Source organism: Paraburkholderia fungorum, from assembly GCF_900099835.1.
GTDB lineage: Bacteria > Pseudomonadota > Gammaproteobacteria > Burkholderiales > Burkholderiaceae > Paraburkholderia > Paraburkholderia fungorum_A.
In genome coordinates this window covers 2,225,101-2,239,494 of the sequence record NZ_FNKP01000001.1, presented here as the reverse complement: position 1 = coordinate 2,239,494, position 14,394 = coordinate 2,225,101, and the positions used below count along the sequence as shown (strand labels likewise).

The 14,394-nt window shown below is 63.0% G+C and carries 12 protein-coding genes; 9 read left to right on the top strand and 3 right to left on the bottom strand.

The window, feature by feature from the left end; genetic code table 11:
- Positions 1–65: 65 nt before the first annotated feature.
- Positions 66–302, bottom strand: a complete 237-nt coding sequence (locus tag BLS41_RS09815; RefSeq protein ID WP_074764125.1) for a hypothetical protein — start codon at positions 300–302, stop codon at positions 66–68.
- Between the two features lie 228 nt (positions 303–530).
- Between BLS41_RS09815 and BLS41_RS09810 the strand changes: the two genes are divergently transcribed.
- From BLS41_RS09810 to BLS41_RS09790, 5 genes are all read left to right on the top strand, one after another.
- Positions 531–2,489, top strand: coding sequence for a PAS domain-containing hybrid sensor histidine kinase/response regulator (locus BLS41_RS09810; RefSeq protein WP_074764124.1), 1,959 nt, complete (start codon positions 531–533; stop codon positions 2,487–2,489).
- A 168-nt stretch (positions 2,490–2,657) separates the two neighbouring features.
- Entirely contained in the window at positions 2,658–3,875 is a 1,218-nt protein-coding gene (locus tag BLS41_RS09805; protein ID WP_074766437.1) for an acyl-CoA/acyl-ACP dehydrogenase, read from the top strand.
- 41 nt (positions 3,876–3,916) lie between these two features.
- A complete protein-coding gene (locus BLS41_RS09800; RefSeq protein ID WP_074766435.1) occupies positions 3,917–4,522 on the top strand; it encodes a class I SAM-dependent methyltransferase in 606 nt (201 codons plus the stop codon).
- Entirely contained in the window at positions 4,519–5,172 is a 654-nt protein-coding gene (locus BLS41_RS09795; protein WP_074764123.1) for a glycosyltransferase family 2 protein, read from the top strand. Before BLS41_RS09800 ends, BLS41_RS09795 begins: the two co-directional genes overlap by 4 nt.
- Positions 5,173–5,341: 169 nt before the next feature.
- Complete coding sequence (locus BLS41_RS09790) at positions 5,342–5,845, top strand: DUF421 domain-containing protein (RefSeq protein WP_074766433.1); 504 nt, start codon at positions 5,342–5,344, stop codon at positions 5,843–5,845.
- 12 nt (positions 5,846–5,857) lie between these two features.
- Here BLS41_RS09790 and BLS41_RS09785 read toward each other — a convergent pair whose 3' ends face one another.
- A complete protein-coding gene (locus BLS41_RS09785) occupies positions 5,858–7,255 on the bottom strand; it encodes an MFS transporter (protein WP_074764122.1) in 1,398 nt (465 codons plus the stop codon).
- Positions 7,256–7,488: 233 nt separating this feature from the next.
- Between BLS41_RS09785 and BLS41_RS38985 the strand changes: the two genes are divergently transcribed.
- On the top strand, positions 7,489–7,638 hold the full coding sequence (locus BLS41_RS38985; RefSeq protein ID WP_171910217.1) for a hypothetical protein: 150 nt from the start codon (positions 7,489–7,491) through the stop codon (positions 7,636–7,638).
- 327 nt (positions 7,639–7,965) lie between these two features.
- Here the strand turns inward: BLS41_RS38985 and BLS41_RS38980 are convergent, their stop codons facing one another.
- Entirely contained in the window at positions 7,966–8,103 is a 138-nt protein-coding gene (locus BLS41_RS38980; RefSeq protein ID WP_171910174.1) for a hypothetical protein, read from the bottom strand.
- A 498-nt stretch (positions 8,104–8,601) separates the two neighbouring features.
- Here BLS41_RS38980 and mprF point away from each other — a divergent pair, with 498 nt between their 5' ends.
- From mprF to ilvA, 3 genes are all read left to right on the top strand, one after another.
- Positions 8,602–11,154: a bifunctional lysylphosphatidylglycerol flippase/synthetase MprF gene (gene mprF, locus BLS41_RS09780; RefSeq protein ID WP_436971998.1), complete on the top strand. Its 2,553-nt coding sequence runs from the start codon at positions 8,602–8,604 to the stop codon at positions 11,152–11,154.
- Positions 11,151–12,416 carry a virulence factor family protein gene (locus BLS41_RS09775; RefSeq protein WP_074764120.1) on the top strand — a complete coding sequence of 422 codons (1,266 nt, stop codon included), beginning with the start codon at positions 11,151–11,153 and terminating at the stop codon, positions 12,414–12,416. Before mprF ends, BLS41_RS09775 begins: the two co-directional genes overlap by 4 nt.
- Before the next feature lie 285 nt (positions 12,417–12,701).
- A complete protein-coding gene (gene ilvA / locus BLS41_RS09770) occupies positions 12,702–14,273 on the top strand; it encodes a threonine ammonia-lyase, biosynthetic (RefSeq protein WP_074764119.1) in 1,572 nt (523 codons plus the stop codon).
- The last annotated feature ends 121 nt before the right edge of the window (positions 14,274–14,394 follow it).

Here is a 14,394-nt window from a genome sequence, read left to right as displayed (position 1 = left end):
GTCACGAGCGGCCTGTTTATCAAATGACTGGCGACATAGGCATAAATGCGCTGGGCGAGTGGTGGTTATTTGCCCGCCGGTTGACTCGCTGACGCCGCCGCGCTTGCCGCCTTGTCCTTCTTCTTCGCTTCGTGATGGCCGATCGCACAGCCTGCTGCTGCGCCCGCTACGCCATGATCCCCGGCAACGTGGCCGGTGACGCCGCCCACCACAGCGCCTTTGGTACAGCCTTCGGCATGCGCGACCGTGCTGGTAAGCGCGACCGCGGCGGCGAAGGCGAGGGTTGTGAAGGCTTGTTTCATTGAGGCTCCTTTATGTCGATGCTTCGAAGTGAGGTAGCCGTTGTCTAGCAAACGCGGTGCCTGACAGCAGGCCACGTGCAGCAGGCCTGTTTTATGCGGATTCTGACTCTGACCTCTGTCAACCAACGCGCGAGCCTCTTAGCCAAACCTCTCAGGTGAAACGATAGGCCCGGCAGCGACGCATGCGCGGTGTATCCTTCCGGGCAAAACCCCCTCTACATATGCACCATGAAACAGCTCGACGTCCCCCCCTCCCACGACAGCGGTGAGCCGGCCCATGTCACCCCAACGCGTCCGGCCCGGCCTCTCGATGTCGATTACTGGCAACTGGTGCAGGCGATCGAAGACTATGCAATCTTCCTGCTCGACGCCACCGGACGGGTCGTCAGCTGGAACGTCGGTGCGCAGAAGATCGAGGGTTACACAGAGGCGGAAATTGTCGGCCAGCACTTTTCGCGCTTTTATACCGAAGAAGCGATAGCGCGCGACTGGCCCGCTTACGAGTTGCAGCAGGCGTCGCTAACCGGCCGTTTCGAAGACGAAGGCTGGCGGGTTCGCAAGGACGGCACGACGTTCTGGTCGAACGTCGTCATCACGGCGATCCGTAACGATGCGGGCATCCTGACTGGCTTTGCAAAGATCACGCGCGACCTGACCGCGCAACGCGAGTACGTCGAAGCATTGCGGCAAAGCGAAGAGCGCTTCCGTTTGCTGGTCGACAGCGTCAAGGACTACGCGATCTTCATGCTCGATCCGCAAGGCTTCGTGGTGAGCTGGAATGCGGGCGCCGCGCGAATCAAGGGCTATACGCGCGATGAAATCGTCGGCCGGCATTTCTCGCAGTTCTATTTGCAGGAAGAAGCGGCCGCGGGCAAGCCGGCTCGCGAGCTGGCTATCGCGCGGCAGCTTGGGCATGTGGAAGACGAGGGCTGGCGGGTGCGCAAGGACGGCACGACCTTCTGGGCGAACGTCAACATTACGGCTGTGCATGACGAGTCGAACCGGCTGCGCGGCTTTGCCAAGGTCACGCGCGATCTGACCGAGCGGCGTCAGCGGGAAGAAGCGGAGCGTTCGAGCGAACGTCTGCGCAAATTTCTGGCGACGCTCGCGCACGAGTTGCGCAATCCGCTCGCGCCAGTCCGCAACGCGGTGGGTGTGATGCAGATGGAGACCGGGCTGAGCCCCGTGCTCGCACGCGCACGCGATCTGATCGACCGTCAGGTCACGCACCTCACGCGGCTGGTCGACGACCTGCTCGACGTGGGCCGGATCATGTCGGACAAGGTCGAACTGCGCTATTCGCGTGTCGATCTGGGCGAACTGGTTGCGCGTGCGACCGAGGCCGCGCGGCCGTTCACCGACGCGCGTAATCAGCGTGTCGTCGAGCATCTTCCGCTCGAGCCGATGACCATTCGCGGCGACCTGACGCGGCTTGTTCAGGTGCTGCAAAACCTGCTGCACAACGCGTCGAAATTTTCGCCGGTGGGCAGTGTCATCGACGTGCTGGCACGCATCGACTACAACATGGCCGTGATCGAAGTACGCGACGCGGGCTGCGGGATTCCCGCCCGTTCGCTCGACCGCATCTTCGAACTGTTTGCGCAGGAAAAGGCCGCGCAGAGTTCGGGCGAGGGCGGTCTTGGGATTGGCCTGACGCTGTGCAAGTCGCTGGTGGAAATGCACGGCGGCAGCATTTTTGCGAGCAGCGACGGGCCGGGTTGTGGCAGCGCGTTCACGTTGAGTTTGCCGCTCGCGGCTGCATCGTCCGAGTCTCCCGCCGATGAAACCGGCACGGAGTCTCAGCAGGTCACGCCATTGCGGATTCTGCTGATCGACGACAACCACGATTCCGCCGACAGCCTCGGGATGCTGCTCGAACTCAAGGGCCACGAAGTGCGTGTCGCGTACGAGGGCGAGCAGGCGATCCAGATCGCGCCGCAATTTGCGCCTCATCTTTGCGTGATCGACATCGCGATGCCGAAGATGGACGGTTACGCGACCATCGCCGCGCTGCTCAAGATGCCCGAGCTGGCCGACACGATGTATGCGGCGATGACCGGCTTCGGTCACGCGAGCGACCGCGAACGTACTCGCGATGCAGGTTTCCATGCGCATCTGGTGAAGCCGGTGGAGTTGTCGTTGTTCGATGAGTTGCTCGCGCGGGTCGAGGCGCGTCGGCGGCCGTAGTGTTCCCGTCGTGTTCCTTTTGCGAATTGTCCTTCGCATAAACCGAAGTCCCTGAAGATAGCAATGCGTTTCGTCGTCCAATAGTTGCGGCACGACGCTTGCTGTGCGGTTTGTATGCTCTGCGGCGACCAGCGCCGCGGACCGATCGAAGCGCTTCAGGGAGGCACGATGCTCGATACGCAAGGCCGTGCGGCCGCCGTCAATGCGCGGCCTTTTGCCGATTCTCGCGGAAGACCGGGCGACAGCCCGTCCGGTAAAACCGGAAGCGGCGATTCGTGTTTTTCAGCTTCATCGAATCCGGCAGTTGGGGCGAGGGCGCGGCAGGACGTAAAGCCTGTTGATGCGCCGGAGAATGCGCTTGAAGAGGTTCTGCGCGACACGCGCTTCGACTCCATTCATGCCGTTTCGCCAGATGACGGTTTGCGCCTGCTCATCGAGCGCGGTTATGACCATGCGCCGTTAATGCCGCTCCCCGCTCAAGGTCAGACGCTGGCCCGCTGGCGTGTACTGGCGGCCGTCGCCGCGTGCGATCTCAGTCTCATCAAACTGTTCGAAGGCCATACCGACGCGCTTGCGATTCTCGCGGAGTTGCGTGGCCCAATCTCCCCTCCAGCGAGCCGCTGGGGTGTGTGGGCCGCCGAGCCGCCAGATGCGCGCGTCCAGGCAATCCAGGCAGGAATCCGAAGCAATGCCGACGCTGGCGTTCAAGTCGTTCTAGCGGGAACAAAGGCGTGGTGCTCGGGCGCGGAAGCTGTCAGCCATGCGCTTGTGACTGCGTGGTTCGATAACGAGCCCGTGCTTGCCGCTGTCGCCATGGATCACCCGTCGATCACGATCGATACGTCGAAGTGGCAGGCGGTCGGCATGCAGGCCACCGCCAGCGCCGATGTGACGTTCGACAGAACGCCCGCGACGCTGGTCGGCGCGGCCCATGCGTATGTGCGTCGGCCGGGGTTCTGGCATGGCGGTGCGGGTATTGCCGCGTGCTGGTATGGCGCGGCGGCGCAGATCGGCCGCACGTTGCGCGATGCCTGCGCCCAGCGCGCCGATCCGCATCGGTTGGCTCACCTCGGCGCAGTCGATGTCGCGCTGGTATCCGCCGCCGCTGTGCTTCGCGAAACGGCGGCCTATATCGACGCCAATCCGCTCGCCGACGCGCAACGCGAAGCGATGCGCGCTCGACTTGTCGTCGAGGAAGCGGCGACGGTCGTGATGACACACGCCACGCGCACGCTCGGCGCCGGTCCGCTCTGCCGCGACGCGCACTTTGCCCGCGCGCTCGCGGACCTGCCCGTGTTCCTGCGGCAAAGCCATGCGGAACGCGATCTGGCGTCGCTCGGCGAACTCGTTTCCGCCACGCCGGGAGTCACGCCATGGACGCTCTGACACTCCGCGTCAAACCCCTTGAAGAAGCAGAGGATCATCGAATGAATTCGACGGCCCAATATTTCGACGACCTCTACAGGGAAAGCGACGATCCTTGGAAGCTTCGCGAGGGCTGGTATGAGCGCCGAAAACGTACGCTGACGCTCGCGTTGCTGCCGCGTCCGCGTTATCGCAATGCGTTCGAGCCCGGCTGCGCGAACGGCGAACTGACCGCCGAACTGGCGGGCCGCTGCGACGCGCTGCTCGCCGCCGATCTGCACGAACGCGCGGTGACATTGGCGCGCGAACGCGTCGCCGGGATGCCGCAAGTGCTCGTCGAACAACGCACGGTGCCGCTCGAATGGCCGACCGAAGCCGGGCCGTTCGATCTGATCGTGATCAGCGAATTCGCGTATTACCTGCACGGCGACGAACTGGAAACGCTCGCTGCGCGAATCGCCGCGTCGCTGACCACCGACGGCACGCTGCTCGCCTGTCACTGGCGCAGGCCGTTTGCTGAAGCGCTGCAATCCGCCGATTCCGCGCATGCATTGTTCGATGCGCGATGCGGACTGTCGCGACTCGCGCATCACGACGAAGCCGATCTGCTGATCGACGTATGGTCGCGCGACGCACGGTCGGTTGCGCAACGCGAGGGGCTTCTATGATCGGCGTGATCGTCCCGGCACATAACGAAGAGGCGTTGCTCGCGCCTTGTCTCGCAGCGCTGCTCGAAGCGTCGCGTCACGAAGACCTCGCGGGCGAGACGGTGCGCATCGTCGTCGTGCTCGACGCGTGCAACGATTTCTCCGGCGCGATTGCGCGGGCTTACGGCGTCGAAACGCTGGCGTTGAAGGCGCGCAATGTCGGCATTGCACGGGCTGCCGGCGCGGATTATCTGCTCGCCGACGGCGCGCGCTGGCTCGCGTTCACCGATGCGGACAGCCGGGTGTCGGCGACGTGGCTGGTCGCGCAGTTGTCGCTCGATGCGGACGCGGTGTGCGGCTCGATTGCCGTCGACGACTGGAGCGCGCATCCGCACAGCGTGCGCGAATATTTCCGCAAGACCTATGTCGATGCGGACGGCCACCGGCATATTCACGGCGCGAATCTGGGCGTATCGGCGGAGGCTTACCGGCGCGCAGGCGGCTTTCCACCGCTGACATGCAGCGAGGATGTCGCGTTGGTCGACCGGCTGATCGCGATCGGCGCGCACATCGCGTGGAGCGCCGCGCCGCGCGTGATTACGAGTGCGCGCGCGGCGGCCCGTGCAAGCGGCGGTTTCGGCGATACGCTCGTTGGGTGGGCGGCTGGATAACAGCGGTGGGCCGATCCGGTTTGCTTTGGGTGCGGCTCTGATAAAAGACCACAAGAAAAAAGCCGCCAGCACGGCCATGAGCAAGGCAGCCAGCAAGGTGGCGAACACGGCCATAAGCAAGGCGGCAAGCAACGCCTCAAACAACGCCACAAGCCCCAAGGAGGACGACATGACGAATGCGATCTTCGTTCTGTTCGGCGAGGGCCGTGATCTCAACACATTGCAGATGGCTCTGCGCGCGATCGTCGTGTTCGTGATCGCGGTGGTGCTAATCCGCGTGTCGGGGCGGCGTTCGTTCGGACAGCGCTCGCCATTCGATTCGGTCGTCGTGATCCTGCTCGGCGCAACGCTGAGTCGCGCGATTGTCGGCGCGTCGCCGTTTGGCGCGACGGTGCTGTCGTCGTTCGTGATCGTCGCGTGTCACCGGCTGCTGGCGCTGGCCTGCGTGCATTCGACCCGCTTCGAGCGGCTGGTGGGCGGAGTCGAACGCGAGGTTTTCCGCAATGGCGCATTCGACGCGAGTGAGATGAACGCCGCGCTGATCACGCCAACCGACGTTCGCGAAAGCGTGCGGCAGAAAACCGGCTCACGTTCGATGGATAGCGTGGCGGAGGCGATTCTCGAGCGCAACGGCGATATCAGCGTGATCCGCAAGCAAGGCCGGCCGGAATGACGGGCAGGGCGCTTAACCGCGTCCGCCGCGTGATATTTCCGCGCCCGCGCCGCGCGGCATGCGCAGCGTGACCGGAATCGACGCGAACGAGCACAGTCCGACCACCAGAAACGCCGGCCAGAAATCCGACCACATGATGCTCGGATGCCCGTGCAGCGCCCGCGACATCTGCAACACGATCCCGCCAACCGTTACGCCGAGGCCGAGCGACATCTGCTGGACGACGCTGCCGAGACTGGTCGCGCGCCCTACGTCGCGGCTGGCGATTTCGGCATACGTCAGCGAATTCAGACTCGTGAATTGCAGCGCAGGGAAGAAGCCGCCGAGCAGCACGACCACCCAGATGATCCACGTAGGCGTGCCGGGGAAAAACAGCCCGCACGCCGCAATTGAAATACCCGATAACGCGGCGTTGACGACCAGCACCGAGCGGAAGCCGAAGCGCCGCAGCACCGTGGACGCGACGGTCCGCATGAACATGCCGCCGAACGCCGACGCGCAGGTGATCAGCCCGGACTGGAACGCGCTCATCCCATGGCCTTCCTGCAGCATCAGCGGCAACAGGAACGGCAGCGCGCCTAACCCGATACGGAACAGCGAGCCGCCGAGCACGCTCGCCTGGAACGTCGGCACCTTGAAAAAGCGCAAATCTAGCAGAGGCAGCTTCGCGCGTTGCGCGTAGACGACGTAGATCGCCAGCAATGCCGCGCCAAAGCCGCACATGCCGAAGGCGTCCGCGTTCGAAATCAGTTCGCCGCCGACCAGCGACAACCCCAGCAGAAGCAGCACCGCGCCCGTCGCCGACAGCAGGAAGCCGATCCAGTCGAGCGGGCCGGGGTCGGGCTCACGCGTGTTCGCGATGAACCGGTTGGTCAGATAGATACCGAGAATGCCGATCGGCACGTTGATGAAAAAGATCAGGCGCCAGTGCAGATAGGTGGTGATGAAGCCGCCTAGCAGCGGGCCGGCGGCGGGGCCGAGCATCGCGGGAACGCTCAGATAGTTCATCGCGCGGATGAAGTCGGCCTTGTCGACCACCCGGAAAATGATGATGCGTCCGACCGGCACCATCATCGCCCCGCCGACACCCTGGACGAAGCGCGCCAGCGTGAAGGTGGCAAGCGAATTCGACGCCGCGCACAGCAGCGAGCCCGTCACGAAGATGCCGATTGCCGTGCGGAAGACGGTGCGTGCGCCAAAACGGTCTGCCAGCCATCCGCACACCGGGATAAACACGCCCAGTCCGAGCACGTAACTCGTGACCGCGATTTTCAGTGTGACCGGATCGCGCCCGAAATCGCGCGCCATGGCCGGTAATGCTGTGACGATCACGTTCGCGTCGACGCTTTCCATGAACATCGCGCACGCGACGATGAGGGGCGCAATCAGTGCTTTCTGGACCACGGTCATGACGGCGGAGTGCTGCGGCGGACGGTCGCAGGCAAAGGGGCCATTATTGCACCTGTACGGTGCGGATGGTTAATAGACGGCCGTCTGATGGCGCCCTAAGCGAAATTATGTGCGTTGGCGGATATGGTCGTCGTACAACATCGCAACTCCGTATTTAATTTTTGTTGCGGCGCGACATAAGAGGACTATAATCGGGTTATTCCCTAGGTATAAACCCTATACAGGAGTTGACCATGAACACCGCTTCCAACGCCGCTGCCCGTGCTACTTCCGCTCGCAACACCACCTGGTTGGGCAAGCTGCGCGCTTTGGCGCTGCATGCGCTGAACCTGCATCTGCAAAACTGCGCGGTTATCGCTGAAGCTCATCGTCGTCCGCAGTAAGGCAGGTATTGCGCGCCGTTCGCCGGAAAGTGGCGGGGCGCAGGAAGGGCTGGGCGTGTCGGGCCGCATGTGCGGTCTTTGATGTGCCTCGGTCGATCAGGCAATTTTTAGCAGTCGATCGGCTGCCATCTGTTCATATGTAGATGGGCCATGTCTTATTGCCGGTGCAGCGGCGCGACCCTTACAGGATCTGCGCGCCGCCGGCATAGTCTTCTGCTATTTCGCTATCCGGGCAGGCAAATCAGCATTCACGTGCAACTCGCGCCAGCGGCTTTTCGCCCCTGGCGTTGCACGCGTTTGCTAAAGAGCAGCTTCCCGGATGGAGCCTTACTCGCTGGAATGGTTTGAACCGGACGCCGCCGCGCGCATCTTCGTCGCCCGCGCGGACAATGCGCTCATCAACAGCAGGGTAGCCACCAGTCCCACCAGATACACGCCCGCCATCACCCAATCCTGATCTGCCATCATCGTTCCCCTTCAAGTCCCTGTTCACATGGCGCGCGCTTCGTATTTCGTCGCTCCATTGCTTGCGATTACGGCAGGTGAAGCGGAAAGCTTGATGCCGAAAAACGGGTCTCGGGACAGTTTTTTGATTCCGCCGACAACCCGTCGTGCGCCGATGCGATAGGGTCGAATCGCTATTCATACGCGATTGCGCTTAAACTCCGGCCCCCTCGGCTTCTATCTGTCGATTGAATGGGAAGCCGATCGGCAAAATTGCCCGTTTAACGGCTTTGCGGCGTCGATCACGCTGCTCGAACGCGCCCTTTTAATGGCCTGCTGAGTTAATTCCGCTGGAAATCATTCCCCCTGTCAACCTTTTGGTCGGTTTGCCGTTATCCCTTTGTAATCGCCAAAAGCAGGCGACGCCGCGATGGACGTTCCGTCGTCGCGACAGCTCCACGCAAGGCCCGCATGTCCATGTTTCGTCGTTATAACGATCAATCCGGCCGGTTCGGCGCGATGCTCACCCGGGCGTCGAAAGCCCTCGGCAATCGGGGCATCCTCTCGCCAGTACTTGCACTCGTTATCTGCGGGTTGCTGCTGCTCGTCTTCCAGCATTTGTCCCAGGCAGTCGACTACCGCTCGGTCATGCGCCAGTTGCGCGGCCTCACCGGCACCGAATGGAGCGCCGCGCTCGGCGCCACGGCGCTGAGTTACGTGGCGCTGGTCGGGCGCGATGCGGTCGGCCTGCGTTATCTCGGCGTAGTCGTGCCGCGCATGGCGCTGTGGATCGGTGCGACCGCCGGCTCCGCGCTCGGCAATGCGACCGGCTTCGGCGCGCTGACCGGCGGCGCCGTGCGCGCGCGCGTCTACGGCGTGGCGGACGTGACCCCCGCACAGATCGGCCGCATGACGGTGTTCACCAGCGTGTCGCTCGCGCTCGCGCTGGTACTGATGACGGCGCTCGGCATGGTCTGCAAGGCCAGCTCGATTGCGCCGATGCTGCATCTTTCGCCGCTTGCATTGCGCTGGATCGGCGCTGCGCTGCTCGTCGCACTGGCGCTGGCCGCCGCCGCATGCCGCAGCGAGACCCGCCCGGTTCGCACGCGCTGGCAGTGGCTGTCGTTCGATATCCCCGCGCGCCGCGATCTGATCGAGCAGGTCGCGCTCGCGGTTCTCGACGTGGTCGCGGCAGGCCTCGCGTTGTGGGCGCTGCTGCCGCACGCGGACGTGAGTTTCGTCACCTTCATCACCGTCTACGCCGCGGCCATGCTGCTCGGCATGATCGGCCATACGCCCGGCGGCGTCGGCGTATTCGAAGCGGCGATGGTGTTCACGCTGAGCCGCAATGTGCAAACGCATCAGATGCTCGCCGCGCTGCTCGCGTATCGCGCGATTTACTTCGGTGTCCCGCTGATCGTGTCGGCCGGGCTGCTCGCGGGCTTCGAAGGACGCCTGCTGAAGAAGCGTCTGCCGATGCTGCAGGCCGAAGCCGCGGCGAAACTCGCGCCGCTGTTCCTGAGCCTGGTTACGTTCGTAGTCGGCGGGATGCTGGTTATTTCCAGCGCGACGCCGGCATTCTGGCAGCGCATTCACATCTTGCGCGACGTCGTGCCGCTGTGGGTGATCGAAAGCTCGCAGATGCTATGCAGTGTGCTTGGCGTGCTGCTGCTGTTCGTCGCGCGAGGTTTGTTGCGACGCCTCGACGCCGCATGGTGGATGACTCTCGCGCTCGCAGTGGCGAGCCTCGCGCTGTCGCTGACCAAAGGTCTCGCCTTCGTGGAGGCGGGCGTGCTCGGCATGCTGATCGTGCTGCTGCTGTCCACGCGCCGGCGTTTCAACCGTCATTCGTCGCTGTTTGCCGAGCGCTTTACGGCGGGCTGGCTGGTGTCGGTGGCGATGGTGCTGATGCTGGCAACGTGGGTGATGCTGTTTGCTTTCCGCGACGTGCCGTACACGCAAGACCTCTGGTGGCAATTCGCCTTCGACGAACGCGCGCCGCGTGCGCTTCGCGCCACGCTGGCAGCGAGCCTGTTCGCCGCGACGTTTTCGTTCTGGCAGTTGCTGCGTCCCGCGCCGGGCCGCTTCGTCAAACCCGCACCGGAAGATCTGCACGACGCCGCGCGTATCGTGCGCGCGCAGGAGCGCAGCGACGCGGGTCTCGCGCTGATGGGCGACAAGAGTTTTCTGTTCTCCGAGTCGCGCGAGGCTTTCCTGATGTATGCGAAAAACGGCCGTACGTGGGCCGCTTTGCACGATCCGGTCGGACCGCGCGAGGAGTGGGCCGGACTCATCAGCAAGTTCGTCGCGCTTGCGCATGCGCACGGCGGCCGCGCCGCGTTCTACCAGGTTCGCGCGAACGCATTGCCGCTGTATCTCGACGCCGGTCTCACGCTGATGAAACTCGGCGAGGAAGCGCACGTCGTGCTCGACGATTTCGATCTGAAGGGCTCGCATCGTGCGCATCTACGTTACGCGCTCAAGCGTGGCGACCGCGATGGCTTTACGGTCGAAGTGATCGATCAGGCCAACGTGCCCGCATCGCTCGAAACGCTGCGTCAGATTTCCGATGGCTGGCTCGATAGCCGCGATGCGCGCGAGAAAAGTTTCTCGGTGGCCGCGTTCACCGACGAGTACCTCGCCGCGCAATCGGTGATGCTGGTTCGCCAGAACGGCGAGCCCGCTGCGTTCGTCACGTTCATGACGACCGATATGAATACCGAGGCAACAGTCGGCGTGATGCGGCATGTGGAAAGCGCGTCGCCGTACGCGATGGAATATCTGTTCACGCAACTGGCGCTGCATCTGAAGCAGGCGGGTTTCCGCTCGCTCAGTCTCGGCATTGCGCCGCTCTCCGGCATGCTGCCGACGCCGCTCGCTTCGCGATGGCATCGGCTGGCCGGCATCATCTGGCGCTTCGGCGGCCGCTTCTATAACTTCCGCGGACTGCGTGCTTTCAAGAGCAAGTTCCAGCCGCATTGGGAGCCGCGTTATCTCGCGGCGTCGGGTTCGGTGGGCGTGTTCTTCACGCTCGCGGACCTGTCATTGCTGGCGGGAGGCCGGCGTTCATGACATTGCATCCATTCTTCAAACTCGCTGCCGCAGCGGGCCTCGTGACTTGCGCCACCTTCGCGCAGGCATCTACCACTACCGTGCCGGGCGGCCGCTATGGCGACGTCACGGTGACACAGCCAGCCGGCCCGTTGCGCGGCTTCGTCGTGCTGTATTCGCAGGCGAGCGGCTGGAGCGCGGCGGACCAGCAGAGCGCCGATGCGCTTGCCAAAGCCGGTGCGTTGACGGTCGGCGTGGACACCGCGCGTTATGCGGCCAATCTGAACGCGAAGAAAGAGGCCTGCCATCAACTGGTGGGCGATGCTGAAGCGTTGAGCCATCAGCTCGAACGGCAGTCGCAATCGAGCCATTATTTCGCGCCGATCGTCGTCGGTACGGGCCAGGGCGCGACGCTCGCAATGCATGTGCTCGAACAGGCGCCGTCGAATACGATCGCCGGCGCTGTATCGGTCGATGCCGAACGCAATCTCGATGCGCGTTTCCAGCCGTGTCCGCCAGACCCGACGGTGATTCGCGACAAGGTGCCGGGTTTCGTCGAAAAGGCCACCACGGGTAGCGCGGATCGCGAGCGGCTCGTGTCGCTGGTCACGCCGCATTTGCAGGCGGTATCGACCAGCGATGACGATGTCTCCGACCTGCCGCTGATCGAATTGCCCGCGGCACATCCGAACGGGCTGATGGCGATCGTGATTTCCGGCGACGGTGGCTGGCGCGATCTCGACAAGACCATCGCGCAGGCTTTGCAGAAAGACGGCGTGTCGGTGATCGGCTGGGACAGTCTGCGTTATTTCTGGAGCGAGAAGCCGCCTGCGCAAACCAGCCGCGACCTCGCACGCGTGATGCAAACCTACAGCGCGCGTTGGCACGCTCAGCACATCGCATTGGTCGGCTATTCGTTTGGCGCCGATGTTATGCCGTTCGCGTATAACCGCTTGCCTGAAGCGCAGCGCGCGAAGGTCTCGCTGATTTCATTGCTGGGTTTTGCACCCGACGCCGATTTTCAGATTCGCGTGGGCGGATGGCTCGGTATGCCGGCCAGCGACAAGGCTCTGAAAGTGCGGCCTGAACTGACGCGTGTGCCGCCTGCCATCGTGCAATGCTTTTATGGCGCGGACGAGAAAGATACGTTGTGTCCGGCGCTGACCACGACCGGTATCGACGTGATTCGCACAGGCGGGGATCACCATTTCGGCGGCGACTATAACTCGCTGGAACAGCGCATTCTGGTTGCCTTTAAAAAGCAGAGCGGCGCGCACGATTGAATTTCCTGGCGTGATGTGGGGCGCGTCGATGGACGCGTCCCACATCTTCTCGCGCCATCCACAAGGATTGACAAAGACCGTCAAGTCAACGAAGATCGAACGTATGAACTGCACCCACATCCGTATTGCGCTGATTATTAGCATCATTCATCGAATGGTGGGTTAGCGCGCGTCTGGTAGCAGTGACACATTAACCCGCCCCACGAGGCGGGTTTTTTTATGTCCGCGCTGCCTGCCTCCTGGTGAACTCTTTGCTGATTCGTCTTTGCCACCCAGGAGCTTGCCTTGTCATTATTCGAATTCGAACATGCAGCCGATGCATCCGATAGCGTCGCGTTGCGTCACGACTACCTGAAAAAGACCCTGACCGCGCGCGTCTACGACGTGGCCCGCGAGACCGAACTCGAACATGCGCCGAATCTGTCGGCGCGGCTGCGTAATCCGGTGTATCTGAAGCGCGAGGATAACCAGCCGGTGTTCTCGTTCAAGCTGCGCGGCGCGTACAACAAGATGGCGCATATTCCGGCGGATGCGTTGCAGCGTGGCGTGATTACCGCGTCGGCAGGCAATCATGCGCAGGGTGTGGCGTTGTCGGCGGCTCGCATGGGTGTGAAGGCGATCATCGTGGTGCCCACTACCACGCCGCAGGTGAAGGTCGATGCGGTGCGCGCGCATGGCGGCGCAACGGTCGAAGTCGTGCAGTTCGGCGAGTCGTATAGCGACGCCTACGGCCATGCGGTGAAGCTCCAGGAAGAACGCGGCCTGACCTTCGTGCATCCGTTCGATGACCCGTACGTGATTGCAGGCCAAGGCACAGTGGCGATGGAAATTCTAAGCCAGCATCAAGGTCCGATTCACGCGATCTTCGTGCCGATTGGCGGCGGCGGTCTGGCGGCGGGCGTCGCGGCATACGTGAAATCGGTGCGCCCGGAGATCAAGGTGATTGGCGTGCAGACCGACGATTCGTGCGCGATGGCCGCGTCGCTGAAAGCAGGCGAGCGCGTCACGCTGAACGAAGTGGGCCTGTTCTCGGACGGCACGGCCGTGAAGCTGGTCGGCGAAGAAACCTTCCGCCTGTGCAGCGAATATCTCGACGATGTGCTGCTCGTGAATACCGACGCGTTGTGCGCCGCCATCAAGGACGTGTTCCAGGACACGCGCAGCGTGCTTGAACCAGCCGGCTCACTGGCGGTAGCGGGTGCCAAGCAGTACGCGGAAAGAGAAGGCATCGAAAACCAGACGCTGATCGCGATCACGTCCGGCGCGAACATGAACTTCGACCGCATGCGTTTCGTGGCGGAACGCGCCGAAGTCGGCGAAGCACGCGAAGCGGTTTTCGCGGTGACGATCCCCGAAGAACGCGGCAGCTTCCGGCGCTTCTGCGAGCTGGTCGGCACGCGCAGCGTCACCGAATTCAACTACCGTATCGCAGACGCGAATTCGGCGCATATCTTCGTCGGCGTGCAAACAAAAAACCGCAGCGAGTCCGTGCAGATTGCAGGCGCATTCGAAACTCACGGCTTCGCCACCGTCGATCTGACTTTCGACGAACTGTCGAAGCAGCACATCCGCTACATGGTCGGCGGTCGTTCGCCGTTGGCGCACGACGAACGCCTGTTCCGTTTCGAGTTTCCCGAACGGCCGGGCGCGCTGATGAAATTCCTGTCGTCGATGGCGCCGAACTGGAATATCAGCCTGTTTCATTACCGCAACCAGGGCGCGGACTACAGCTCGATCCTCGTCGGCATCCAGGTGCCGATGACCGAGAACGACGGGTTCGAAAAATTCCTTATGACGCTCGGCTATCCGTACTGGGAAGAGACGAAGAACCCGGTTTACCGCCTGTTTCTAGGCTAACTACCGCCAAAGCAAGCTCGGGGTTTACCTTGAGCCTGCAAAGTGCAGTCAAGACAAACCGTTATCGCCAGACATGGGCCAAAAGCCCCGGCTGGCAAGCGTTAGCGCCCGATGCAACCCA